Annotated in this window: 19 protein-coding genes and 1 other RNA gene; 18 read left to right on the top strand and 2 right to left on the bottom strand. The window is 37.1% G+C overall.

All coding sequences use genetic code 11. The features are described 5' to 3' along the window. The first annotated feature begins 35 nt into the window (after positions 1-35). From AC6I0I_RS09100 to AC6I0I_RS09040, 13 genes are all read left to right on the top strand, one after another. Positions 36-863: an aldo/keto reductase gene (locus AC6I0I_RS09100; RefSeq protein ID WP_262953668.1), complete on the top strand. Its 828-nt coding sequence runs from the start codon at positions 36-38 to the stop codon at positions 861-863. Positions 864-1,104: 241 nt separating this feature from the next. After that, positions 1,105-1,821 (top strand): MurR/RpiR family transcriptional regulator, encoded by a 717-nt coding sequence (locus AC6I0I_RS09095; protein ID WP_161830932.1) that lies wholly within the window; start codon positions 1,105-1,107, stop codon positions 1,819-1,821. Between the two features lie 181 nt (positions 1,822-2,002). Continuing rightward, the gene (locus AC6I0I_RS09090; RefSeq protein ID WP_262953667.1) at positions 2,003-3,361 is read left to right on the top strand and encodes a PTS transporter subunit EIIC; all 1,359 of its coding nucleotides are present in this window, start codon (positions 2,003-2,005) and stop codon (positions 3,359-3,361) included. 55 nt (positions 3,362-3,416) lie between these two features. Then, on the top strand, positions 3,417-4,847 hold the full coding sequence (locus AC6I0I_RS09085; RefSeq protein ID WP_262950370.1) for a 6-phospho-beta-glucosidase: 1,431 nt from the start codon (positions 3,417-3,419) through the stop codon (positions 4,845-4,847). 233 nt (positions 4,848-5,080) lie between these two features. Then, on the top strand, positions 5,081-5,839 hold the full coding sequence (locus AC6I0I_RS09080) for a Tim44 domain-containing protein (protein ID WP_262950369.1): 759 nt from the start codon (positions 5,081-5,083) through the stop codon (positions 5,837-5,839). 421 nt (positions 5,840-6,260) lie between these two features. After that, positions 6,261-6,653 (top strand): hypothetical protein, encoded by a 393-nt coding sequence (locus tag AC6I0I_RS09075; RefSeq protein ID WP_262950367.1) that lies wholly within the window; start codon positions 6,261-6,263, stop codon positions 6,651-6,653. Between the two features lie 79 nt (positions 6,654-6,732). Then, positions 6,733-7,506 carry a MerR family transcriptional regulator gene (locus tag AC6I0I_RS09070; protein WP_262953666.1) on the top strand — a complete coding sequence of 258 codons (774 nt, stop codon included), beginning with the start codon at positions 6,733-6,735 and terminating at the stop codon, positions 7,504-7,506. A gap of 83 nt (positions 7,507-7,589) precedes the next feature. Then, positions 7,590-8,915: an MATE family efflux transporter gene (locus tag AC6I0I_RS09065; RefSeq protein ID WP_262953665.1), complete on the top strand. Its 1,326-nt coding sequence runs from the start codon at positions 7,590-7,592 to the stop codon at positions 8,913-8,915. 516 nt (positions 8,916-9,431) lie between these two features. After that, positions 9,432-10,412: a LacI family DNA-binding transcriptional regulator gene (locus AC6I0I_RS09060; protein ID WP_262953664.1), complete on the top strand. Its 981-nt coding sequence runs from the start codon at positions 9,432-9,434 to the stop codon at positions 10,410-10,412. Between the two features lie 190 nt (positions 10,413-10,602). Then, positions 10,603-12,267, top strand: coding sequence for a glycoside hydrolase family 32 protein (locus AC6I0I_RS09055; RefSeq protein ID WP_262953663.1), 1,665 nt, complete (start codon positions 10,603-10,605; stop codon positions 12,265-12,267). Positions 12,268-12,280: 13 nt separating this feature from the next. Then, on the top strand, positions 12,281-13,594 hold the full coding sequence (locus AC6I0I_RS09050) for an MFS transporter (RefSeq protein WP_262953662.1): 1,314 nt from the start codon (positions 12,281-12,283) through the stop codon (positions 13,592-13,594). Between the two features lie 1,060 nt (positions 13,595-14,654). After that, positions 14,655-15,374, top strand: a complete 720-nt coding sequence (locus AC6I0I_RS09045; RefSeq protein WP_262950360.1) for a hypothetical protein — start codon at positions 14,655-14,657, stop codon at positions 15,372-15,374. Positions 15,375-15,673: 299 nt separating this feature from the next. Beyond that, positions 15,674-16,408, top strand: coding sequence for a Fic family protein (locus tag AC6I0I_RS09040; protein ID WP_262950358.1), 735 nt, complete (start codon positions 15,674-15,676; stop codon positions 16,406-16,408). Between the two features lie 246 nt (positions 16,409-16,654). On the opposite strand, the gene ssrA is transcribed toward AC6I0I_RS09040, so the two are convergent. Continuing rightward, positions 16,655-17,000, bottom strand: a transfer-messenger RNA (tmRNA) gene (gene ssrA, locus AC6I0I_RS09035). Positions 17,001-17,209: 209 nt separating this feature from the next. Here ssrA and AC6I0I_RS09030 point away from each other — a divergent pair. The 3 genes from AC6I0I_RS09030 to AC6I0I_RS09020 all read left to right on the top strand — a co-directional run bounded on the left by AC6I0I_RS09030 (position 17,210) and on the right by AC6I0I_RS09020 (position 18,652). Further along, positions 17,210-18,247 carry an RlpA-like double-psi beta-barrel domain-containing protein gene (locus AC6I0I_RS09030; protein ID WP_262950356.1) on the top strand — a complete coding sequence of 346 codons (1,038 nt, stop codon included), beginning with the start codon at positions 17,210-17,212 and terminating at the stop codon, positions 18,245-18,247. Then, complete coding sequence (locus AC6I0I_RS09025; RefSeq protein ID WP_161830936.1) at positions 18,225-18,362, top strand: hypothetical protein; 138 nt, start codon at positions 18,225-18,227, stop codon at positions 18,360-18,362. Before AC6I0I_RS09030 ends, AC6I0I_RS09025 begins: the two co-directional genes overlap by 23 nt. A gap of 101 nt (positions 18,363-18,463) precedes the next feature. Beyond that, a complete protein-coding gene (locus tag AC6I0I_RS09020; protein WP_262950355.1) occupies positions 18,464-18,652 on the top strand; it encodes a hypothetical protein in 189 nt (62 codons plus the stop codon). Positions 18,653-18,681: 29 nt separating this feature from the next. Here the strand turns inward: AC6I0I_RS09020 and AC6I0I_RS09015 are convergent, their stop codons facing one another. Beyond that, positions 18,682-19,554 carry a LysR family transcriptional regulator gene (locus AC6I0I_RS09015; RefSeq protein WP_262950353.1) on the bottom strand — a complete coding sequence of 291 codons (873 nt, stop codon included), beginning with the start codon at positions 19,552-19,554 and terminating at the stop codon, positions 18,682-18,684. Between the two features lie 154 nt (positions 19,555-19,708). Between AC6I0I_RS09015 and AC6I0I_RS09010 the strand changes: the two genes are divergently transcribed. Further along, positions 19,709-20,077 carry a hypothetical protein gene (locus AC6I0I_RS09010; protein WP_262950352.1) on the top strand — a complete coding sequence of 123 codons (369 nt, stop codon included), beginning with the start codon at positions 19,709-19,711 and terminating at the stop codon, positions 20,075-20,077. 328 nt (positions 20,078-20,405) lie between these two features. Further along, entirely contained in the window at positions 20,406-24,566 is a 4,161-nt protein-coding gene (gene gltB / locus AC6I0I_RS09005) for a glutamate synthase large subunit (RefSeq protein WP_262953661.1), read from the top strand. Positions 24,567-24,594: the final 28 nt, after the last annotated feature.

Raw genomic sequence — 24,594 nt, 5'->3', positions numbered from 1 at the left:
GTATAATAAGGAAATAAATAATCAGTTGAGGAAGGATGAAGAATGTGTTAGCGAAGATGATTACATTAAATAATGGTGTCAAGATGCCGATCATTGGATTTGGAACTTTCAAGGTTGAAGATGGACAGCAAACGATTGATGCGGTGAAGTGTGCACTTAGTATGGGATATCGTCATATTGATACGGCCGCCGTGTATCAAAATGAAGAGGGTGTCGGGCAGGCTATTAAAGAGAGTGGTGTGCCACGAGAAGAAATTTTTTTAACGAGCAAAGTGTGGAATAGTGATCAAGGATATGAATCAACCTTAAAGGCATTTGAAACGTCATTAAAAAAATTACAGACGGATTATTTAGACCTATATCTTATCCATTGGCCTAAAGCTTTAAACCGTGAAACATGGCGCGCTCTAGAAGAATTATACCGCCAAGGACGTATTCGTGCGATTGGTGTTTCGAATTTTAAAGAGCACCATCTTGAGGATTTATTAGAGGTAGCTACGGTGGTGCCAGCTGTTAATCAAGTGGAATATCATCCACGGATGATGCAAACTTCACTTGCAAACTATTGTAAGGAAAAAGGAATCCAATTAGAAGCATGGGGACCTTTAATGCAGGGACAGGTGTTTGAGATTGATGTCTTACAACAATTAGCAAAGAAATACAATAAAACAGTTGCTCAAATTGTGTTACGTTGGGATATTCAAAACGGTGTGGTCACGATTCCAAAATCGGTTAATGCCAATCGAATTCAAGGAAATGCTGATATCTTTGATTTCGAACTAACAGCGGAAGACATGGCACAAATTAACGCGCTCAATAAAGAGGAGCGTATCGGTCCAGATCCAGACCATATTACTTTTTAATTGATGAGGGCTAACCATTATCCGAGTGTGGGTAATGGTTTTTTAATTAGTAAAGATAAATAGGCGGAGGATGAGGCGATAGACTAAGCATGTTTTAGGTCCAATTATGTTAATTAATTGGGCAGAGGGTACAAATGATAACGGTTATAAAAAAAGGCTTACTTTTATAGAACTTCGTGCCAAAATATGCTAGTATGATACCAGGAGTATAAAAAATAAAAGTGCATAAAGAGGAAGTTTTATGTTTAATCATGAACAAATAAAAAAATTTACGGATGTCGAGATGTTAATTTACAACTACATCTTGCAAAATGCTCAGCAAATTCGATTTATGACCATCAGAGAGTTAGCCGATGCGACACATGTATCAACATCGGCCATTATGCGATTTTGTAAAAAGTTAGATTGTGAAGGCTATGCTGAATTTAAAGTACAGTTTAAAATGTATTTAGAGGAGAAGAAGGAAAAACAACCTCTCAATGATATTTCTGAAATTACGCATTACTTTGAAACCATTCATCATGGGGAATTCGAGGAAAAGATAAATCAAGTTGCCGATATTGTGAGTGCCTCGGAACAAATTGTTTTTATTGGTGTTGGAACATCTGGAATCTTAGGTAAGTATGGAGCTCGTTATTTCTCTAATATCGGAAAGTTCAGTTATGTGATTGATGATCCCTTTTATCCGAATATAGGACACGTGAGTGAAAGAGCAGTCGCCATTGTTTTATCCGTTTCAGGAGAAACAGAGCAAACGATAAATTTAGCGAGACATTTTTTACAGCAACGTTGCACGATTGTAAGCATTACGAATAGTACAAGTTCAACGTTGGCTAAAATGTCACACTATAACTTGTCTTACTATATGACGAGTCAAAAAAACAATAAGGAATATGATATCACCACACAAGTTCCTGTTGTCTTTATTTTAGAGTCAATCGGTAGACGGATTAAGTAGGTGCATATACACAGTTAGTGTCTATGCACTTTTTTGTTGTCACAAATTGTTTCGCATTTGGCACAAATATCAAAGCGCTGTCACATATGCTTATAGCCCGAAATACTAATGACAGAAAGGGCTTTATTATTTACAATATGTATGAAACAAAGTTAGAGAATGATGTGGAGGTATATTAAAAATGGCGATTGATTATGGTCAAACAGCAAAAGAGTTAATTGTTGCCCTAGGTGGGAATGAGAACATCAATAATGTAACGCACTGTGCTACACGATTACGTTTTATTTTAAATGATCACTCACATGTGAATAAAGAGACAGTTGGTAAGATTAAAGGAGTTATTACAACGGTAGAAGCGGGGGGACAATTCCAAGTTGTGATTGGAAATCACGTGAAAGATGCTTATGAACAAGTGTTAAAATTAGTGGATATTAGTGAAGAGAATGTTTCAACATCGACTGAAAAAGTTGGACTTTTCAGCCGTATTATTGACGTGATTTCAAGTATTTTTGCCCCATTCTTATACACGTTGGCAGCGTGTGGGATTTTACAAGGAATTTTAGGCGTTTTAGTGGCTTTAGGCTGGATAGATACGGAAGGTGGAACTTATCAAGTTTTAAACTTTATTTCTTGGACAGCCTTTACCTTTTTACCTGTATTGATTTCGGTTACAGCCGCTAAAAAGTTTAAAGTGAATCAATTTATTGCGATTGTTATCGCGTGTGCACTTATTTCGCCTGATTATAATGCCATGGTCGATAATGGAACGCAGTTAAGTTTCTTAGGCATTCAAATTCAAATGTTAAGCTATACTTCATCAGTTATCCCAGTTATTTTAGCCGTATGGGTAGCTGCATATGTTGCACGATTCTTTGAAAAAGTATTGCCAACCGTGATTCGAAACTTATTTACACCAATGTTTACGATTGCTATCATGGTTCCATTTACTTTATTAGTGTTTGGACCATTTGGAGCGACAATTGGTGGAGCTATTGGAGATACTTATAACTACTTATATAATTTAAGTCCGATTGTAGCGGGAATCATTGTTGGAGGACTTTGGCAAGTACTTGTTATTTTCGGAGTTCACTGGGGAATTACACCTGTTACGGTAGGAAACTATGCCTCACTTGGTTTTGATACGTTTACCGCTTTACAAGCATCAGCTGTGTTTTCACAAGCAGGGGCAGCGTTTGGAGTCTTCTTTAAGTCTAAAAATAAAGAATTAAAAGAGGTTTCTTTACCAGCCGCTGTGACAGCCGTTTTTGGAATTACTGAACCTGTTGTTTACGGAGTTAACTTACGACTTAAAAAACCAATGATCTGTGGATGTATCGCGGGTGCTGTGGGTGGAGCAATTGCCGGAGCCTTCAATGCTGTATCATGGAGCTACAATATGCCGGGTATTGCAACAATTCCAGCCTTCTTTAAATCAGGTCATATGACGCCATTCATTGGATTCATCATTTCAATTGTCGTTTCATTTGTACTCGGAATGGTATTAACAATGATTGTGGGATTTGATGACGAAACAAACTAATTAAACTGATAAATAAACGATAAAGGATGACGCTAATAGATAAGGAGAGACACAAATGAATCAATTACCTAAAGATTTTTTATGGGGTGGAGCTGTTGCAGCCCATCAAGTAGAAGGTGGCTATAATAAAGGTGGTAAAGGCGTGAGCATCGTAGATGTCCTAACTGGAGGGGCACACGGAGTCGATCGCGTTATTACCGATTCAATTGAAGAGGGAAAATATTATCCAAACCATGAGGCTGTTGATTTTTACGGTCATTACAAAGAAGATATTGCACTATTTGCAGAATTAGGATTTAAATGTTTTAGAACGTCTATTGCTTGGACGAGAATCTTCCCAAAAGGTGATGAATTAGAGCCAAATGAGGAAGGATTAAAGTTTTATGATGACTTATTTGATGAATTATTAAAATATAATATTGAGCCAGTCATTACGTTATCTCATTTTGAAATGCCACATCATTTAGTTAAAGAATATGGTGGATGGACGAATCGTAAAGTCATTGATTTCTTTGTTCACTATAGTGAAACAGTGATGAAACGTTACAAAGATAAAGTAAAATATTGGATGACGTTTAATGAAATTAATAATCAAAAAAATTATAAGTACCCATTATTCGGATACACGTGTTCAGGGGTTATTTTTAATCATCATGAAAATCCGGAAGAATGTATGTATCAAGTTGTTCACCATCAATTAGTGGCCAGTGCAAAGGTTGTGACGTTGGGTCATCAAATTAATCCTGAGTTTAAAATTGGATGTATGATGGCTTGTGTTCCTCTTTACCCTTACTCTTGTAAACCAGAAGATATGATGTACTCTGTTGAATCGATGCATGATCGTTACTTATTCTCAGATGTTCATGTTCGTGGAGAGTACCCATCTTATGCGATTAAAGAGTGGCAACGAAAAGGATTTAATATCCATATGGAGCCGGAAGATAAAGAGATTTTGAAAAATGGGACGGTCGATTATATCGGATTAAGTTATTATATGACAAACGCTGTTAAAGCTGATCATGTAGTAGAGGGAACGGGGCTTGATGGATTCCCTGGAAGTGTTCCAAATCCTCACGTAAAAGCATCTGATTGGGGATGGCAAATTGATCCGATTGGATTACGTTATGCCTTAAATCTACTGTACGAACGTTATCAAAAACCATTATTTATCGTTGAAAATGGATTTGGCGCGATTGATAAAGTTGAAGAAGATGGATCGATTAACGACGATTATCGAATTGACTATTTAAGAGCCCATATTGAAGAAATGAAAAAAGCCGTTGTATTAGATGGGGTTGACTTAATGGGATATACTCCATGGGGATGTATCGATTGTGTGTCATTTACAACAGGTGAATATAAAAAACGTTATGGATTCATTTATGTTGATAAACATGATGATGGATCAGGAACGATGAAACGAATGAAAAAGAAAAGCTTTGATTGGTATAAACAAGTCATTGCAACAAATGGAGAAGAATTATAATATAGTTTACAAATGATAGTTATTCAATCAGTGAAAAAGGTGTTGTCAACGGACAACACCTTTTTTGTGTATTCGAAGGGGGGGATTAACCATTGAGGGTAGGAACCAGGTGCTAGTCAAACGAGGGGGGATGTGATATAATCGTGCTCATATAAAAAGCATGGGAGTATAATGGATAAAAAAGTAAGAATGAGTCGATGGTCAGTCTAGGTTGAGGGAGAGGGGAATTTCATATGAAAAAAAAGTGGGCGGTTTTTGGAATTGTCATTACCTTAATGATAGGGTATTGTCAAGTTGTTGCACAAGCAGACGTCGGGGGTTCCTTTTCAGGTGGAAGTTCGAGTAGAGGAGGCGGTGGAAGCCGTGGAGGAACAACGACCTATCACTCTTCCTCTTCAAGTTCGGCTTATGGGAGACGCTACGGTTCACAAACTTCACCGGTCGTCCTCTTTATCATCGCTGGGTTAATGGCAAGAGGGTTTTATGACCGTCCAAGAAACCGTAGCAATTTGAAAAAAGAAGGCCGGATTGCATTAGCGCAGCTACGAGATGCGGATCCAACGTTTAAAGAAAGAGACTTAGTCCATACCGTTCAAGAGATTTTTATCAACGTCCAAGAAGCCTGGTCGGCAAAAGATATGCGTCTGGTTGAAGACATGGAAACACCTGAGCTTTTTAGGCTTCATCAATCACAACTGGAACGCTATCGCCAAAAAAAGTGGACCCCACATGTTAAAACGAAACGAATTACCGCTGTACGCCTCGTCTCTTTTTCAGAAACAGCTAACGAATTCTCAATCGTCATTTGCTTATCAGCTCGCGTTGTTGACTATACATTAAGTCGAGACGGCCTAGTGGTCGAAGGTGAAAAAAGAAAGGTTCATCGCCGAGATTACCGCTTACGTTTTAACCGCTCGAAAAAAGGGAATCAAGATTGGCGTCTCGACGATTACCGCGAATGGATGGAAAACGAATTTATGCGCTATGATTAAAAAGACATAAATTCCTCAGTCATTCTCAAGTCGTTATCTAATAGAGAGGACTTGATCTAATAAAAATCACCGATATAAAACATTAAAAATAGAATAACCTGATCGATACAAAAAAAGGCCAGCGAGATTAAGAAGAAACTCGCTGGCTTTTTTGCATAAATCGATGCAGGCTTCCCAATTTAACTAGGGAAGCCCTTTTAAAGGTTAGTTGGCTGTTTCAGACGAGGCAGTTTGGATAAGGGGAGTCATTGTTTTATCTCATCATTATGATGCGGGCATCGAATAGAAATCAATGTCAACCATTCTCTATCCCTTCTGGGATTAACCGATGTCTTTCCTTCCCTAACGCTCATATCCTTTAATTTACAATTTTAGTGTTAAACGATATAATGAGGTTAAATATTGTCGTAAGGGGAATTATATGAGAAAAAAGTTTAGGGTTATTACGTTGTTTCCGACGATTTATGTCATCATGTTAACTAGTTTAACCTTGATTGCAACGTCTTCGTTAAATGTTAACGGAATGTTTGATTTTGTTAAAGGTTGGATGGCGCTTTCCCTCGTTGTTTTATTCCCGTTGCTGATCGTGATGCAATCAATTATGAGTGCGATGAATCACTTTAAGGGCTGGGTGCCAGTGGGTGTTTCTGTGGTGGCAACGATGTTCTATCTCCTTGTTTTAATGAGGGATGATACGAGGGGCCTATTTTTAACGATGATGGGTTACGCCGTGATTTATTCGATAGAGGGTTTCATTGGGTATGGGGTAGGTAAGGTTATTTGTAAATTGAGATCCACCCAAAAGGTGAAATAAAGAAACGAGAGAGGTTTGATTGATCACAACAAGTTCGACCGCCTCCTAGTGTGCCAGTATAGATTGAGGAGGGAGTTAATTGCTATTTACAATTGGACAGGTGACGAAAATGTATCATGTGCGCCATGATACCCTAAGATATTACGATAAAATAGGTTTATTAAAACCTACGTTAAAAAAGGAGAATGGATATAGATACTATACTATTCGCGACTTAGAGTTACTAGAATTTATTTTGTTAAGTAGACAATTAGATATTCCCCTTAAGCGATTACAGGAAATTTTAAATCAAGGTAATATAGACGATTATATCAAGTTATTTTCTGATCACGAGTCTTTTATTGAAGAAAAGATTAAACAGTTAAATGAACTAAAAAAAGAGGTGAGCCGATTTAAGCAAAAAACGATTGCGATGAGAAATTTTGAAAATGATGAATGGCCAGAAATCCCAACCTATGAATCGATAGATAAAACATTGCCGTTTATTAGTCAAAAAGGGGACGAGTCATTAGCTGAAATTGTAAAAAATAAAGATTTAATTTTAATCACAAAATACAATGAGGAAGGAGCATTAATTGTTGATAGTAGCCTCATTGGGTTTGAAATCTTTGAAGATGAGAGTTTTGATATTGAAAAATATAAAAATTATATGAAGTATCATTTGAAGGGAAGATACATGACTTTCTCGAGAAAAGGTACCGTGGGGAATATGATAGATTTTATTAACGCTGCGATGAGTAAATACGGGATAGAAGATGAGGTGCTTCCTATCATCGAGTGTACGTTTAATATGGTTCGTCTTGATGAAAGTACGATACACTTTGCTAAAATTTATATCCCAATCCATGAATAAATAAAAAAAGAGGCTTGACTCTCGAGTTGCTCCATACTTTATTCTTTTAGACATAATTAGTTAATAAAGTTGGAGGAAACATGATGCAAGATAATCTTTTATTAGAGGGAAAGGTCTCTAAAGTATTTTTAACTTTTTGTATACCGGCTATTTTATCTATGCTTATTGCGGGGATGCAAACCATCATTGATGGGATGTTTGTTGGAAATGTTCTTGGAACTCACGCCATGGCGAGTATAAATATTGCTGCCCCTTTTATGCAATTAATCCTAGGTATGAGTATGATTGTGAGTATCGGAACGCAAAGTTTTATAGGGTTAAGGATGGGGGAAGGTCATATTGAAAAGGCACAAAATGCATTCAAAACCTTTCTCTATCTTATTCTTTTAGTCGGTGGATTCATCACTTTAATGGGAGTCGGATTTAATGATAAAATTGCGACATTTTTAGGGGCAAGCGATCTCTTAAAACCCCTGGTATGTACGTATATAAAAACAATTTCTATCTTTACGATTCCAATGGCCATTATGTTTTTGTGTGGATTTTCTAATCGCTTAATTGGAAGGCCCGATTTATATTTTAAAGGGATGTTAGTTAGTCTACTATGTAATCTAGGATTAAATTATTTATTTATCGCTAAGTTAGGTTTAGGGATAACGGGGGCGGCTATGGCAACAGGGCTTTCTTATTCATCAGCGTTATTAATGGTCATATTACCGTTACTTGATAAAGAAAAATTGATTAATATTCATCTGGGTAAATGGGATTTAACGACGGTTTTACCTGTTTTATATAATGGATCTTCTGAAGGAATTATTTCGCTTTCTGTAGCAATTAGCGCCTATATTTTTAATATGGCTTTTATGAGTATAGCGGGTGAAAATGGCGTGGCGGCATTCACTGCTATTAATTACGTGGGGCAATTTGGGATTTGTATTTTATTTGGAATATCCGATGGAATCGGCCCTATTGTTAGTTGTAGTCACGGAAGTGAACGCTATGATCGGGTGAAACAAATTTTAAAGTTGGCCCATGTTGTAGGTATCGCGATTGGAACGTTAATATTTATCGTTTTATTTTTATTCGGAGAAAATTTAATTAAACTCTTTATGAGCGTTGATCAACAGATTGTTGATTTGGCTGCTCAAGGGGCAAAAATATACGCTATCGCCTTTTTTATGAATGGATTTAATATCATCACGTCTGGATACTTTACGTTTATTGGGGAAGCCCTGAATTCAGTTATCATTGCGGCGAGTAGAGGGCTATTATTTATTATCCTAGGAATAATCCTTTTACCTCAAATTCTAGGTATTAATGGCGTATGGGCAACCATCCCCTTTGCGGAATTTCTAACCATCATTCTCGGAATAACGCTCATCGAGATGAATAACAGACGATGCCTTTAAATAAAGAGTAGAAAAATAAAGACAAAGATGAGTCTCGTATTGGAAGTAAACCAGTACCGTAAGATTGATCTTTGTCTTTTTGGTATAAATATTTCCAAGTTACCTTGCAACTACAGGATAGGAATAGGAGTTCTTGTTATCGACTAGATTTAAGTTGAAAAATTAACATCATTTAAGTTGATCTACTATCTTTCAAATGAGTTAAACGGTGATTGCTATTGGAGGAATTGGGTTAATCCATTTAGACGGGTGATTTCGATTCACTGTTTGTTCACAAAGACCAAGGAATCACCGTGATAGTCTGGAATTGGCTTTTTTGTAATGGAAAGGCGATTATGACTGGTAATATGGATTAGTTGATTGAACTTATTGCATAGGTAGTCGTTAGAAGCTTCGATCCCTATTTATTTTTAATTGAATAAAAATTCAAATTAGGTTCGATATGTTATAAACATAGCTATTTAGTTCGTGATAAAATAGAGTTAGTTTTAGTAATAATAAATATATGGAGGTTATATGGCGAACATTAAAGATGTAGCTAAACGTGCTAATGTAGCACCAAGTACGGTATCTCTTGTTTTAAATAATACGGGCTACGTTTCCCAAAAGACGAGAGAGAAGGTAGAGGAGGCGATGAGAGAGCTAGATTATAAACCTAATGAGTTAGCACGAAATTTATCTAGAAATAAAACTAATATTATTGGCATTATTGTTCCAAGTTTAAATCATCCCTTTTTTAGTACCTTTATTAGGTATGCCGAGAAACATTTATACCAGTTAGGTTACAAAACGATGGTTTGTGGAACGGCTAATAGAGATCGAGTAGAACATGAGTTTCTTGATTTATTAAGAAGTCAGGTTATGGATGGAATTATTATGGGGGCCCATTCGCTAGATGTTGAAGATTATAAGAGGGTTAATCGTCCATTAGTAGCGATTGACCGGTATATTGACGAAAAGATACCGATTGTTTCTTCTAATCATCAAAAAGGCGGTGAAATGGCGGCACTAAAATTAATTGATAATAATTGTAAGAATGTCGTACACATTAAAGGGGCCTCAATTGTAAAAACCCCTGCTCATCAATACCACGAGTCCTTCAAAGAGTTACTAGAGAAAAATAATATCAACGTATTTGAAGTTGAAATGGATGTTAATTGTTTCGATTCTCAAGATTTTTTAAAAGTTGCACGAGAGCTATTTGAATGTTATCCAAATGTGGATGCGATTTTTGGTTCAGATTTAGCTATGTTGGCGTGTTTACAACAGGCTAGAGAATATGGATATAATATTCCAAAACAATTAAAACTTATTGCTTATGATGGAACGTATATTACCTCTATGAGTGAGAAACGGCTAACTTCGATTGTTCAACCTATTGAACAGTTAGCGATTAAGGCTGCAACTACTATTGTAGATTTAATAGAAGGAAAAGAATTGAAGAGTAGCAGGATAATGTTAGATGTACAGTTATGTGAAGGGGAAACAACTCTATAAAAAAAAGAAGCTATCTTATACCGGATAGCTTCTTTTTTACCATTTTCAGGTTTAAAAACGCTTGCAAATGAAAGGTAAATAATGTATGATAAAAATATCGAACCGGTTTGATACTTTTTATATCACATTAATGGAAATCGTTTTTGAAATCGTTATTGCATTGATGTTACATTAATTAAGGAGGGGTATAGTGAATTTTTATTCAGGAAATTATTGTTGTCTTGAGATATTTGCTAGGTGTAAGAGTGGAACTCAAGGTGGGATTAAATTACTAAATAAGATAACTAATGAAAGTCAGGAAAGCACAGCAGGAAAATATAATTACATTTTGTTAAAATTTCCTTTAATAAAAAAGCAAGAGTATCAATTGATATTAGAAAATGTTGATATTTCTATTGCATATTTAAGTCAATGTGATGACATATTGGATAAGGGAGTTAAATTTATTGAGATAAGTGATAACTATTCGTTGACTACACAAGATGATTTATCTGATTGGTATGATACCCCGTATCGCGAACAATACCATTTTGGGCCATATAAAAATTGGATTAATGATCCAAATGGTCTTTGTTACTATAAAGGATACTATCATATGTTCTACCAGGCGAATCCTCATGAACAAAAGTGGGGACATATGTATTGGGGGCATGCAGTCAGTCGGGATTTGGTGCACTGGATACATTTACCGTATGTCTTGTTTCCGCAAGAAGAAATATTAAATGCCAAAGATTTAAAAGGGGGGGCATTTTCCGGATGTGCGGTAGCATTAGATGATCGTATTCAATTTTATTTAACACGCCATCTTGGACCGTCGGAGGACTGTGATGAAACAGTACAGTATCAAACAATGGTTTCCTCGAGGGATGGGATTAATTTTGGAAAAGAGGAGATTATCATTGAAAAACCGGGAAAACCATTCTCGTTTAATTTTCGTGATCCAAAAGTTTTCTATCATAATGAGAAATGGAAAATGGTTCTGGGAACTCAGCTAAATAATATCCCCGCAATTGTCTTGTATGAATCAAAAGATATGAGAAATTTTGAATATTCGGGGGAGGTAATACTAGAAAGTCAAAAAGGTGTATATACAATAGAGTGTCCAGATTTATTTGAGTTAGATGGGAAATTTGTGGCCATTGCAGCGTATATGTTTTATACAGATGACCAAGGTCGTATTCAGCCGACGATGTATTATATAGGTGAATTAGAGGGACATCGTTTAAACGTTGAAAAGAGAGGCTTGTTCGACTTTGGAAGCAATTATTATGCCGTTCAAACGTTTGAACATGCGGGTAGAAGAATAGCTATTGGATGGATTTCAGATTTTTATGAGGAGCACGTGGTAGAAGAAAATGGTGCTTATGGTAGTATGGCATTACCTCGTGAGCTTTCATTGAAAAATAATCATTTATATATGAAACCCGTTAAGGAGGTATACTCTTTAATTGATAAGGAATTATGCAGAGTTTCGAAACAAAATATTAGAATCAATAAAATCAAGGGGAATTGTTACTATAGTAAATTGAAATTTAAAGGAAACAGTGATTTTGATTTATTGCTTGGAAAAAATGAGAAAAGTAGTATTCGATTAAAATGTAATAATAATGAGGTATCCATTCAAACAAATGGAGTCAAATCGAGTCATGTTCAATTTATTGCACCTATAAAAGAGGTTCGTACCGTTGAAATCTTTGTTGATCGTCGAGTCGTTGAAGTTTTCCTTAATGATGGCGAAGCAGCGGGAACAAAGCTTTTTTATACAGAATCCACAGAAGGGATTTTTGAGTTATCTTGTACGGATACAGATGTAATCGATGAGGTAAGTGTATATACAGTTAAAACAATCTGGTAGAGGGGGATTTTCAATGAGTATAGCTTTAAAAATGAAAAATTGTAAAGCAGTAACAAACGGATTAAGCTTGAGTTCTAAGGTAGCTTATGGTTGTGGGGACGCAGCTTGTAATGTAGTTTGGGGGGCAATGAGTGCGTGGCTAATGTATTATTATACAAATGTCGCTCATGTAAGCGCATTATCGATAGGGACTATTATGTTGCTCTCTCGTATTATTGATGGATTTACTGATATTATTATGGGAATTATTGTTGATAAGACAAAATCGAAACATGGGAAGGCGCGACCATGGCTATTGCGTATGGCTATTCCGTTTGCTATTGCTACGGTAGCCATGTTCTCAGTTCCTGAATCGGATAACACAATAAAGTTAATTTATATTTTTGTAACCTATAATTTGGTCAATACCTTTTATACTGGAATTAATGTACCTTATGGAGCTTTAAGTTCATTAATGACACAGGACCAATATGAACGCTCTCTTTTAAATATTTATCGTATTGTATTTGCACAAATTGCTAATTTTATTGTAGCTTCGATGACAATGCCATTAATTCAGGCTCTGGGTGGGACAAGATATTCTTGGTCACTAGCGTATGCAATTTTTACAGCTGTTGCAGTTGGATTATTTGTGATTAATTTTATTGGAACGAAAGAAGTTGTTGGGGAAGATGCATCAAAACGTGAGGATGTTCCAGTTAAGGTTGGTTTAAAGGCGTTGATTACTAATAAATACTGGATTATTGTTACAGTATTAGGAGCATTTACTAGCATTTTTAATGTCTTAATGATAAGTGTTAATACATACTATAGTGAGTATATTTTAAATGATGTAAATATTGCTTCTATTTTGAATTCAGCATACATGGTTCCAATGGTGATAACATTATTATGCATTGTACCACTTGTTAAAAGGATTGGAAAGAGGTATACAAATGTTCTAGGATGGATAGTAATTTTAATTAGTTATTTAGTTTTATTAATCAATCCGTCTAATACGATGTTAGTTATTGGGACATCATTGTTGCGCGGAGCAGGATTTGCCTGTGTAATGGGGGTACAATTTGCGTTTATTGCAGATACGGTAGAGTATGGACAATGGAAGTCAAACGTACGTACAGAGGGGTTAATTTTTAGCGCTCAAAGCTTAGGAGGAAAATTTGGAGCGGGATTAGGAAGTGCCTTAGTAGGTGGTGTTTTAGCAATGGGTGCGTATGATGGAGCATTAAGTGTCCAACCGGATACAGCGCTTATGGCAATTAAAGTTTTATATTTAATCCTACCAATTGCCGTTGCCTTAATTCAACTTTTATTAATGATTCCATAGAAACTTGATAAAGAGTATCCTCAAATTATTAAGGACTTAAAAGAAAGAGAGTTACGTAGAGAATTATAAATTTTAGTTAAATTAGACAGGATATTAAAAACGAGGTATAGTCTATAAGAGATGGGACTTTTAGTAAGGTTAAAAAAAAACAAATTTACCTTAATTCTCTAAATCTGATTAGATTAATCAGCGACGGAGTAGACTAAAGGAAACTCAATTAAAGATAGAATTGAATAAACTGGGTCATATTTATTATCCGGAAAGGATATATAATTTAGATCTATCTTTCCACGTTTCATTCCTCTAATTATTATGGATAACGAAGTCATCGAGGTCTATTGTAGCCTCGGTGACTTTTTTTATAAATGAACATCTTCCGTTATACGGGTGTTTCCGTAAAGCCTTTAACGAGGTATTAGAAAAATATTAAAGGAATGACGCGAAGGAGGGGAGAAATAACAGAGGGGAATGCATTTCCTGATTATATTTCCATGCGAGTGGAGATGTTGCCGACCCCTTTTAAAGGACCTTTGGATCCTGAACGGTAATAGAGACTTTTGGCCGCAGTTGAAAACACTAGTTTAACTAGTGTTTTTTTATGAATTTAATTGAATCAGCTCTATTTAACTGGTTCGAAATCAACGGTTAGAAATAGAGGTTGAGTTGACTCGTTAATAAGCTATATAAGGATTACAGATAAAAAAGATTTAGCTTGCTTTTTACGGGCAGTGAAGCGATATGTAGGATAATTGTCTGCTTATGTTTAAGTAGAAAGGTGTGTGTAGAATGAAAGCGTTGAACGGAAAATGGCTTTAGGTGGAATCTCTTATGGATATTACGTTAAGCAACGGGATTAAGCGCCCAAAAGGTTATTGAGAATGTGTCTAGATGATGTGAAATGATAATTAGTTAGAAATATTATGTGAGTGGTAATGAAATTCAAATAGGTTTCATATTAGGCTTTGTCGGATCATAAATTATAATATATAACGTTGCAAAAAACTGTGTTTAATTTCACATGATTAGATTATAAAATTCTTAAAATTGGGGGGCATGTGGTATGGAGAGTTTATTTGGTGAATGCAATAATAGATTTACTTTAGAATTATTATCTGAACTCTTCTCGTTGAACCAGTCGGAAATTATTCGTATCCTTAAAAAGAATATTTCTAATTTTGAATTTAGTTATTGTAGCCAATCAGCAATTTCTGAAATGGATTTAGACGGACAATGTATAGTCGATAATTTTTCTGATAATGAGCTTAAATATACTTTTATACTCTCTATGCGTGGACTGAAAAAATTCACCAATATTTTAATGAACGAATTTAAAGGATTTTTTGTAAGATTTTTAACAGAGAAAGAGATAAATGAGTTATTAAAAATAGTCTATGAAAATGACAGCGTAAAGGATTATAAAAAAGGTTTGGTCGCACCTCGGGGAGAAATTGGAAGAGAATTTAGGAAAATACATATTAATCCCTTTTGGGATAAGGTCAATGAGGAATTAAAAATGTTTATAATTGATTGGCTTGGGGTCGATGATGTGAATCATATCCCATGGATCGCGTATCAACAAACGTTAATGATTATAAAATTTGGCTATAATCTTTCACCCGAATTACGAAATGAGGCCAATATTATTTGGCATAAACTAGTGGATCTTCGCTGTCAAGTTAATGATGGAAAAAGGAAGTTGCATGAGGGATGGTTATTAGATTACGATAAACAGGAATTAAAAAGTATAAGAAAGTTTTTAAAGTTCTTGAAGGATAGATAATATAAAAAACCATTATCTCAACTCAGATTTATTCTGAACTCAGATAATGGTTTTTGTTTACGTTGTGTATTTTTTGGTGGAGATGGGGCGTTCCGGTTAGTATCCACGTCCAGATATCTATCGAATAGGATAGTAAATAGTCTTTTATATGATAAGTAGATAGTCACATTTATGATATAATAGTCTTAGTATTGCTATTTAAAGTAATTAATGTTAGACAGGGATATTAGATTATTGGAATAAATGACTTTAACAGTCCATAATAGAATAAATGAATTTATAAAGAGAGGAGAGTTTTTATGTTTACGTTATTAGATGAAAAGAAACAATTGTTAGATAATAAGCGTCCTTTAAGTAGAGAGGTTCTAACGAATTTAAAGAAATATTTTGATGTTGAATTTACCTATAATTCAAATGCCATTGAAGGAAATACATTAACGATTACTGAAACAAAAGTAATCTTAGAAGATGGTCTAACAATAGGTGGAGGCAAAAGTTTAAGAGAACATCTCGAAGTTTTAAACCATAAAGAAGCTATTGATTATATACAAGATGTCGTTAGTAAAGAGTTTGATTTATCAGAAAGAGTCATTCGAGATCTTCATCATATTATTTTAAAGAGCATTGATAATTCAAATGCTGGTGTTTATCGAAAAGCAAATGTATTAATCAGTGGTAGTATGCATCGACCACCAGAATATTTTCTTGTAGAAGATAAAATGAGAGAGCTATTAGATTGGTATGATGAAAATAAAGAAACAATGCATCCCGTAAAATTAGCAGCATTATTCCATTTTAAATATGTTTATATCCATCCTTTTATAGATGGAAACGGCAGATCAGCGAGATTATTAATGAATTTAATTCTACTAAGAAATGGATATCCACTAACTGTTATTAGAAATACTGACCGTGTAGATTATATGAGTGCATTAGAAAAAGCGAGTACGACTGGTAATACGGATGATTTTGTTGAATTTATTGCACAAGCAGTAGATAGAAGTTTTGGTACTTATTTATATTTAATAGGGTAAGAAAAGGTCGATTTGTCCTTATTCATAACGAAGCCATCGAGGTCCATTATAACCTCAGTGGCTTTTTTCATGACTTCAAACAGGTCCTCCTCATTTACTCAGTTCGTTATCAACGATTAGAAATCGAGGACGGTATGAATCATCAAAAAGTAGTATAAGAGTATAAAAAAGGAATTATCTCAACTCAGTTTTAACTGAACTCAGATAATTCTTTTTTCTTCATAAATATTTCGGACGTGTATTTTTTGGTGGAGATGGGGGGAGTCGAACCCCCGTCCTAAAACACCGACCACTTAACTTTCTACAAGTTTAGTCTCCTATTAAATTTAACGGGTGACTGGTCAGGCGACACACCTGTCAGACCGCGAGTTTGATCATCTCTTCTAGGCTATTCAAACGGCACAGACTAGCGTATCCCACTTCAGTGAGCCTAGTCATTCAACATGGGCGATTGAATGGTAGGCAGCTACGTTATATTAAGCAGCTAATTGTAAGTTTGTTTTTCCGGTTATTATAACCTCGACCTTTTAACGTGGGCTAACACGACTTGCTTATTAAGCTCAAATGCCCCAGTCGAATCCGTAACATCCCCAGGTTAATTTGATTACATGACTCATTATACTTCATTTTAACCACTTTGACAAGCCATCGACCCTGTCAATTGTAGCTAATCCATCCAATAGTATGGGCATTTAACATCCAAATTATGAATCCAATCACTAAAAAAGGTCAGAAACGTGTAAAAAATAAAAAATTGGTCATAATATACATGTGCAAAAACCATTTAAATTGAGGTGGAATATGTTAAATCTAATGGTAAATTTCATGGTTGTCCTAGGCTTTATTTTCCCACAGCCAATAGCGCCAGAAAGTACGACGGCGGTGGAAGAAGATAGGACACAGCTTTTAGATAAAGAACCAACGTCTGAAGTTGAAATGCCCACCGAATCGGAATCACAGGAAGTGAAGACTGAGGTCGCGACCTTGAATTCCGAGGAATCTGAAAGTGAGGGGCAACAACAAAAAGAATTGGCACTCAAACAATTAAGCACGGCCTTGATGGCCGTTCAACAAGAGGCCGATTCAGAAGTAGAGATGAACGTCGTGACGGTAAATGGGCAAGAAAATGACTCACAGTCAGATGCAGTGGTGAATCCTGAAAATGAGGCCACTGATGCTGTAGAAAATGAGACAAATGATGACATGGACGAGCCTGCGATGGATTCGGATGAAGAAGAGGGCGCTCCTCCTGAAGCAACTGAAGAAAATCAGATACAAGATACGGGAGATGAGGTTGGAAATCAGGAGCCGGTAGAAGAGTCAACAGACGCTACCTTAGCAGAGGAATCCGGGGATGAAACACAGGATCAAGTCGTTGCGAAAGAGCAGACGGATGCCTCTGAGGATGGAGTAAGCGAGACAGAACCGGTCTTTAGAGATTACCGACAAACATTTTATAGTGTGAAAGCCGGGGAGGTTCGTGTGGGATACGGACTTAGTTACCAAGACGACGGAGTAAAAGTTATTGATAATGTGATGCATTATTATGATTCAGAATATGAATGGCTTCCTATTGTAGCAGTGAATATCGATGAGGTCATGGAAGTTGGATTGAATGAGCGAGGAATTCCAAGTTATTATGGAACCGTTCTAGAAATTACATATCCGACAGGAGACACGCAAAAAGCAATTGTATTGGATGCTTGCGGGGCTTGTAGCTGGGATAACCGAATTGATTTATGGGTTTATGATTATGATTATCAACATGATGTGACAGGAATTGAATATCGCATAGTGAGAGAGGGATTTAAGCAAGATGAAGAACAAGCACGAAGTTGAATCGATTGAAGTTAAGTTATTAAAAATGATTGAACAACATGAAATTACAGAAGATGACTACAACTTAATTACGAAATATTTAAAAAAAGTGAAAAACGACTTAAAAAAACAGTAGCGAAACCTACTGTTTTTAGCGATGCCAAAGCAGAAAGCGACTGGTGTCCTCCTCATTAGTTGATGTATAATCAAAGAAAGTAAAAAATGGGGAGGAGAATGATGGAGTATTTAACTTATGTGGCATGGGATTTTCCATTATTCATGAGTCAACTCATGGGTTATGGCCTAATAATTCTTGTTTGTGTAGGTATCTATCAATTTATGAAAGGGTTACTTCAAAAGTTGTATACGATTATTCATAGATTGGATGTAATCGAAGCAAAGTTAGAGTCAAAAAATAAAGATTAAATAATAAAAAAAGCTGAGTTTGTTGGAACTCAGCTTTTTTTCGTTTGAAGGAGGAAGTCCTTAAATAAACGGGCAGAGGGAGTTAAGGATTGATTTTTTAATGTGATGAGGTAAGCTTCTAAAGGTAAGGTCCCTTTGATTGGAATGGCTTGGATATCTTGTCGAATAAGTGGCGTTGGATTTAAAGCTATGCTAACCCCATAATTGAGTGCGACCAGTTCAAGAGTCGTCTCTTTTTGAGCAATTTCTAAGGTGTTAGGCAAGGGAAGGTGTTGCTGGACGAATAACTGGGTGATAGCGAGGTGCTCCGGTGTTTGAGTCGGGGGAAGAATGAACAGTTGCTCCTGAAGTTCTTGTAAGGAAATATCACTTCGATGAGCGAAAGGATGGGTAGAAGAGATGAGAAGGTGCCATTTCCACGTTGCAAGCGTGGTGGTGTCTAATTCATAATCAAGCGGAACAGAGGTAGAGATAATTAAATCATGGGCACCTGTTTTTAGATGATCTATTAAGGTGTGTGTGTCGGATTGTTTGAGCGTGAAGGTGAGGACTTGTTCGCTTAGGAAGGTTTGCATGAGCTTAGGAACGAAGGTGGGTTCGAGCAAGGCATCAAAGCCAAGTCGGATGATGCCATCCGTTTGATAGGAAAATTCTTTTAATTTTTGCTCGCCTAATTTAATTTCATCCAATGCCTGTTCAACGTAAGTGAGAAAAAAGCGTCCATAGCGCGTGAGTCGAACATTCCGCCCTTGTTTTTCAAAAAGGGGTGTTCCTAACTCCTTTTCGAGCATCGAAATCGCATGACTTAAGCTAGGTTGGGTAATCGACAGCTCCTTTGCTGCTTGCGTATAATGCTCTAAGTGTGCGAGTACACGGAAATATTCAAGATGGTTTAAATTCATAGCATCACATCCAATTCATCAAAAAACATCAATTTTTTACCTATTATATCATAAAAAGCGACACGGTTAGTGACGATTCATAGGCTTTCGCATATGCTACCAATAGAGGTGAAGGTCAATCAGACCTTAATTCATTAGAAAGCGGGATGGTGTTGTGATAAGACGAGAAATGGGATTATTTAAACTGGCACTTGTGTTGATCCAGATCGTCATCATCTTGATGTTGGCACCGATGACGAAAGAATTTGTTGCCCCATTCATGGGAGGGGTTGTTCTTAATACAGTGACGTATGTTATCCTCTTTTGCCTACATGCGTATGCGTATCAAGTCTGTCTAAAAAGTCGCATGCCAAAAGCGGGGCACGTTGTTTCAGTAGCGGCAGTGATGTTTCAGTCCTGTTGGGTGCTCTATTTAGTGGCGACTATTCTGTTAGGGTTTGAGATGCTTTTATTGTTAACAAAACATTGGCCGTTCAAACATAAAGTTAAAAAAGTAAATTCACCAAAAGGAATGTCGCGATAAGGTTGCCCCTTAAGTGGGCTGTTTGGCGATCAAGGGGTTAAATGTATCACTTGAAAGCTTTGCACGAGCTAAAATGAAAAAGGGTTCATCGTTAGGGAGGTTCAATAGCGAAGGTACAAAAGGCATCACTGTGTATAGATTGAACCTCTGATGAATGAGCATTTTACGATTTAACTTAAGATAAAGACGCCGGGAATCGGCGTCATTTTTATGTTAGAAAGGTAAAAAGTATGAGAAAACCTGACGCATGAGTTGACGGGAATATGACTTCATATCATAATTAATATAAGCATCTAAAAATGCAGGTACGGGAGTAAGGAGGAAGTGTATGTTTGATCATTCGAATTGTGGGATTGGAGCAATTGCCAATCTAGACGGAACATATAGTCACAACATTATTGAACAAGGGATGACACTCTTAAAGGCACTTAGTCATCGTGGTGGAACATCAAAGGACGGAACAGGGGATGGATGTGGAATTTTATTACAAATTCCTACATCGTTTTATGAGAAAAGGTACGGAATTCAAGGGGACTTTGCAGTGATGATGACCTTTTTACCGAAAGGAGAAAATGATCGCCAATTGGCCAAAGATCATATTTATGAAACTATTAAAGAATTAAAGCTACAACTTATCAAGGAAATTGTCGTTCCGGTGGATGCGAGTTTTCTGACGCCAACGGCGACTCAAACGGAGCCAGTGCCCACTCAATTTATCATTGATATGACAAATCAAGTGGAGACAGTTTTATATAAATTACATCGTTTTATTGAACAAAAGTGGAAAGAGGAAGAGTTATCTGATCGTACGTGCTATATTTTATCGTGCTCGTCACAGACGATTGTGTACAAGGGGTTATTGCGTCCTGATGAATTACCACGCTATTATTTAGATTTGCAGGATGAAAGATTTACTTCTAATTTCTGTATTGTCCATCAACGCTTTAGTACGAATACGAAGCCGTCATGGAATTTAGCTCAACCTTTCCGTTATTTAGCGCATAATGGAGAAATTAATACCGTTTCTGGAAATATTAATTGGTCGAATGCACGAGCGGGACTGTCGGCGTATCCAGAGGTTTTTCCGATTTGTAACGAGAAACATTCAGATAGTGCGAATCTTGACCGAACGTTAGAAGCGCTCCTTCATGAGAATTTTACGCTTGAGGATGCAGTGACGCGCCTTTTACCGAAGGCGTATGAGCATGATGCGCGCCTAAGTGACGACTTGAAGGCTTATTATGAATATTGTGGGTTAAAACAAGAGGCATGGGACGGTCCAGCTGGAGTTATCGTTTGTGATGGACATAAATTAATTGCGACGCTCGATCGTAATGGACTGCGTCCGTTTAGATATGTTCAAACAGAAAATCAAATTGTTCTTGCCTCAGAAATTGGAGTGTTAAATACGCCACTTGAGGAAATTAAGGTAGCTAGCCGTATTCAGGCAAGTGAAATTCTATGCGTTGATTTAGATGAGCAAACTGTGACGACAGATGCAGATATTAAAGCCGTATTATCCACGCAAAAACCTTATCGTGAATGGTTGAATGAACGACTCATTAAACCAATTGCCACGCATAGCGAACAATTTTTAACGGAAGATTTTGAACACACAGCGAAGAAATATTTTTATACAAATGTGGAATACATGCAGGAATTAAAATCATTAGTTGAAAATGGAAAAGAGGCGATTGGATCTTTTCCATATACGGCAGCCTTAAACATGTTACAAGCGCGCCCGCAACTCTTTTTTGATTTCTTTAAACAAAATTTCGCCCAAGTGACGAATCCACCACTGGATTCAATTCGAGAAAAATCAGTGTTTTCATTAACAACGACCGTGACCTCAGTAACTTCTTTACACGATGAACGATTAGATTATCCTGTTTATGAGTTCTCAACTCCAATTTTAACCGGTGACCAGTGGATGGCACTTTCTGAGGAAGAGGCTTTCGACCCACGTTTCATTTTCCTAGAATACGAGTCAACGTTAAAAGAGGCAGTGGATCAATTGCGACATGATGTCAAAAAAGCCGTGTTAGCTGGTTCACGTTTGTTAATTCTTGAACAGGAGGCTGAAGGAAAGACGATTCCTTCTTTAATGGCGACTGCCATCGCACACGAAGTTTTAGTTGAAATGGGGAAACGATTAGAAGTGCGCTTAGCCGTTTGTTGCGCGGATGCACGCCTTCCTATTCACCATGCGATGTTACTAGCTTATGGGGCGGACGTCATTTACCCATATTTCTGTTATGAATACATCCAACATCAAACAAAACTTTTTGCAGATGAAGCATATGACAATTATATTGCAGGATGTAACCAGGCGCTTCTTAAGCTAATGGCAAAGATGGGGGTTGCAACCGTGGACTCTTATCGAGGGTCGAAAGTGTTCGAAGTGGTCGGTCTAGATCAAGAAGTGACTGCTTTATTTACAAATCAACCGTCTCTTTTTGGCGGTAAAACATTCGAAGACCTTGATGCGATGATGGAAGATGGCGTGGACATTAGCAAGGCTAACGAATATCAAAACATGGACTCAGTCTTCATGAACCATGCCTACTCCAAATCATTTATTAAAGAGCTAAAAGCAACAATCCAGGCCAATGATTATGAGGCTTTCAAATCCGTGATGGAAGCGGAGCGTGGACGTTTGATCAATGTACGCGACTGTTTATCATTAAAGGCAACAGAGCCGCTTTCACTAGAAGAGGTTCAATCGACAGAGGAGATTGTGCGGCACTTTGTAGCATCGGCCATGTCTTATGGGGCATTATCGGTTGAAGCTCATCGCACGATTGCTCGCGCGATGAATGAACTCGGGGCAGCCTCAAATAGTGGAGAAGGTGGAGAGCTCGTTGAACGTTTTGGAACCATAACCGCTTCTAAAGTGAAACAAGTCGCATCAGGCCGCTTTGGTGTGACTTATGATTACCTAAAAAGTGCCCAAGAAATTCAAATTAAAATGGCCCAAGGGGCAAAACCGGGAGAAGGTGGACACTTACCTAAATCGAAGGTAGATGAACATATTGCTCGTGTTCGCTACGCGAAACAGGGAGTTGATTTAATTTCACCGCCACCTCATCACGATATCTATTCGATTGAAGATTTAGCTCAATTGATTGATGACTTACAAACAACGAATCCAAGTGCCCTAATTAGTGTTAAATTAGCTTCGTTACCGAATGTGGGGACGATCGCTAATGGCGTGGTCAAAGCGGGAGCGAAAAAAGTTGTTATTTCAGGATTTAACGGAGGAACAGGGGCCTCTCCTAAATCTTCGTTAAAATATACAGGACTTCCATGGGAGTACGGTCTATTCCAAACACATAAATCATTACTTGAGAATGATGTCCGTCATGAAACATGGATTCAGGTCGACGGACAAATCAAATCAGGGTATGATGTTGTTTTAGGAGCTATTCTTGGGGCAGATGAATTTGGATTTGGAACGATGTGTCTGGTGATGCTTGAATGCATTGGATGTAAACAGTGTCATACGGGAAAATGCCCAGCGGGAATTACGACGCAAGACCAAAAATTACGTCAACGTCTGAAAGAGGATCCAACGATGTTAAAAACTTACTTTACATTTGTGGCCCAGCAGGTACGTGAATTAATGGCCTTGTTAGGGGTTCGTTCATTAGCAGAACTTCGTGGACGTACTGATTTACTTGAATTAGTATCGCCGAATCCTTATCATTTAACACTAGATTGGCTAGAAGTATTGCCAGTGAATCAACCTATGCGTGTTGAAAATCCGGCGCTTCAACCGGTTCATTTAAATGAGTCGGAGGTTAACGTGATCGATACGCAACTTCGTACACTGGGGGTTCAATTGGTGAGCGACTCGGCTCGTACGTTCCAAACCTATGGTTATGCTGGGCAAAGCTTCGGGGCATTTATGAATGAGAGTGTTAAACTCATCCACACAGGATATGCGAATGACTATGTTGGAAAAGGATTAAGTGGTGGTCAAATCGTCATTAAAGCGGACGAAACGACACGCGAAAAATCCATTGAAGACCCTAACTACACGAATCATCATTTAATTGCAGGAAATACAATTTTATACGGTGCAACTTCAGGATCATGTTATTTAGAAGGACGCGTAGGAGAACGATTTGCCGTTCGTAATTCGGGAGCTATTGCCCTTAATCATGGAATGGGCGTTCATGCGTGTGAATACATGACAGGTGGTGTGGTCGTTTCACTCGGTTCTGTTCAGGCAAATGTGGGGGCAGGAATGACGGGTGGACTCTTATTCTTGTACCAAGCAAAATATTTAGACGAGAAACTCAATCAATCTTACGTGCAAGTCTTTGAGATGAAGGACCGTCATCGTGAGATTTTAAAAGACATATTAACAGATTACGTGAAACAAACTGATAATCCGTTAGCAACGAAAATCTTAAAGAATTTTGATGATGAAGTTCATCAATTTACATTAGTGACATCAGCTGATTACTATCAATTAGAATTATAAAAAGAAGAACCCCTCATGATGGGGTTCT

The sequence above is a fragment of the Turicibacter sp. St.80E1 genome (genome assembly GCF_059728495.1).
This window is presented reverse-complemented; position numbering and strand designations above follow the sequence as displayed.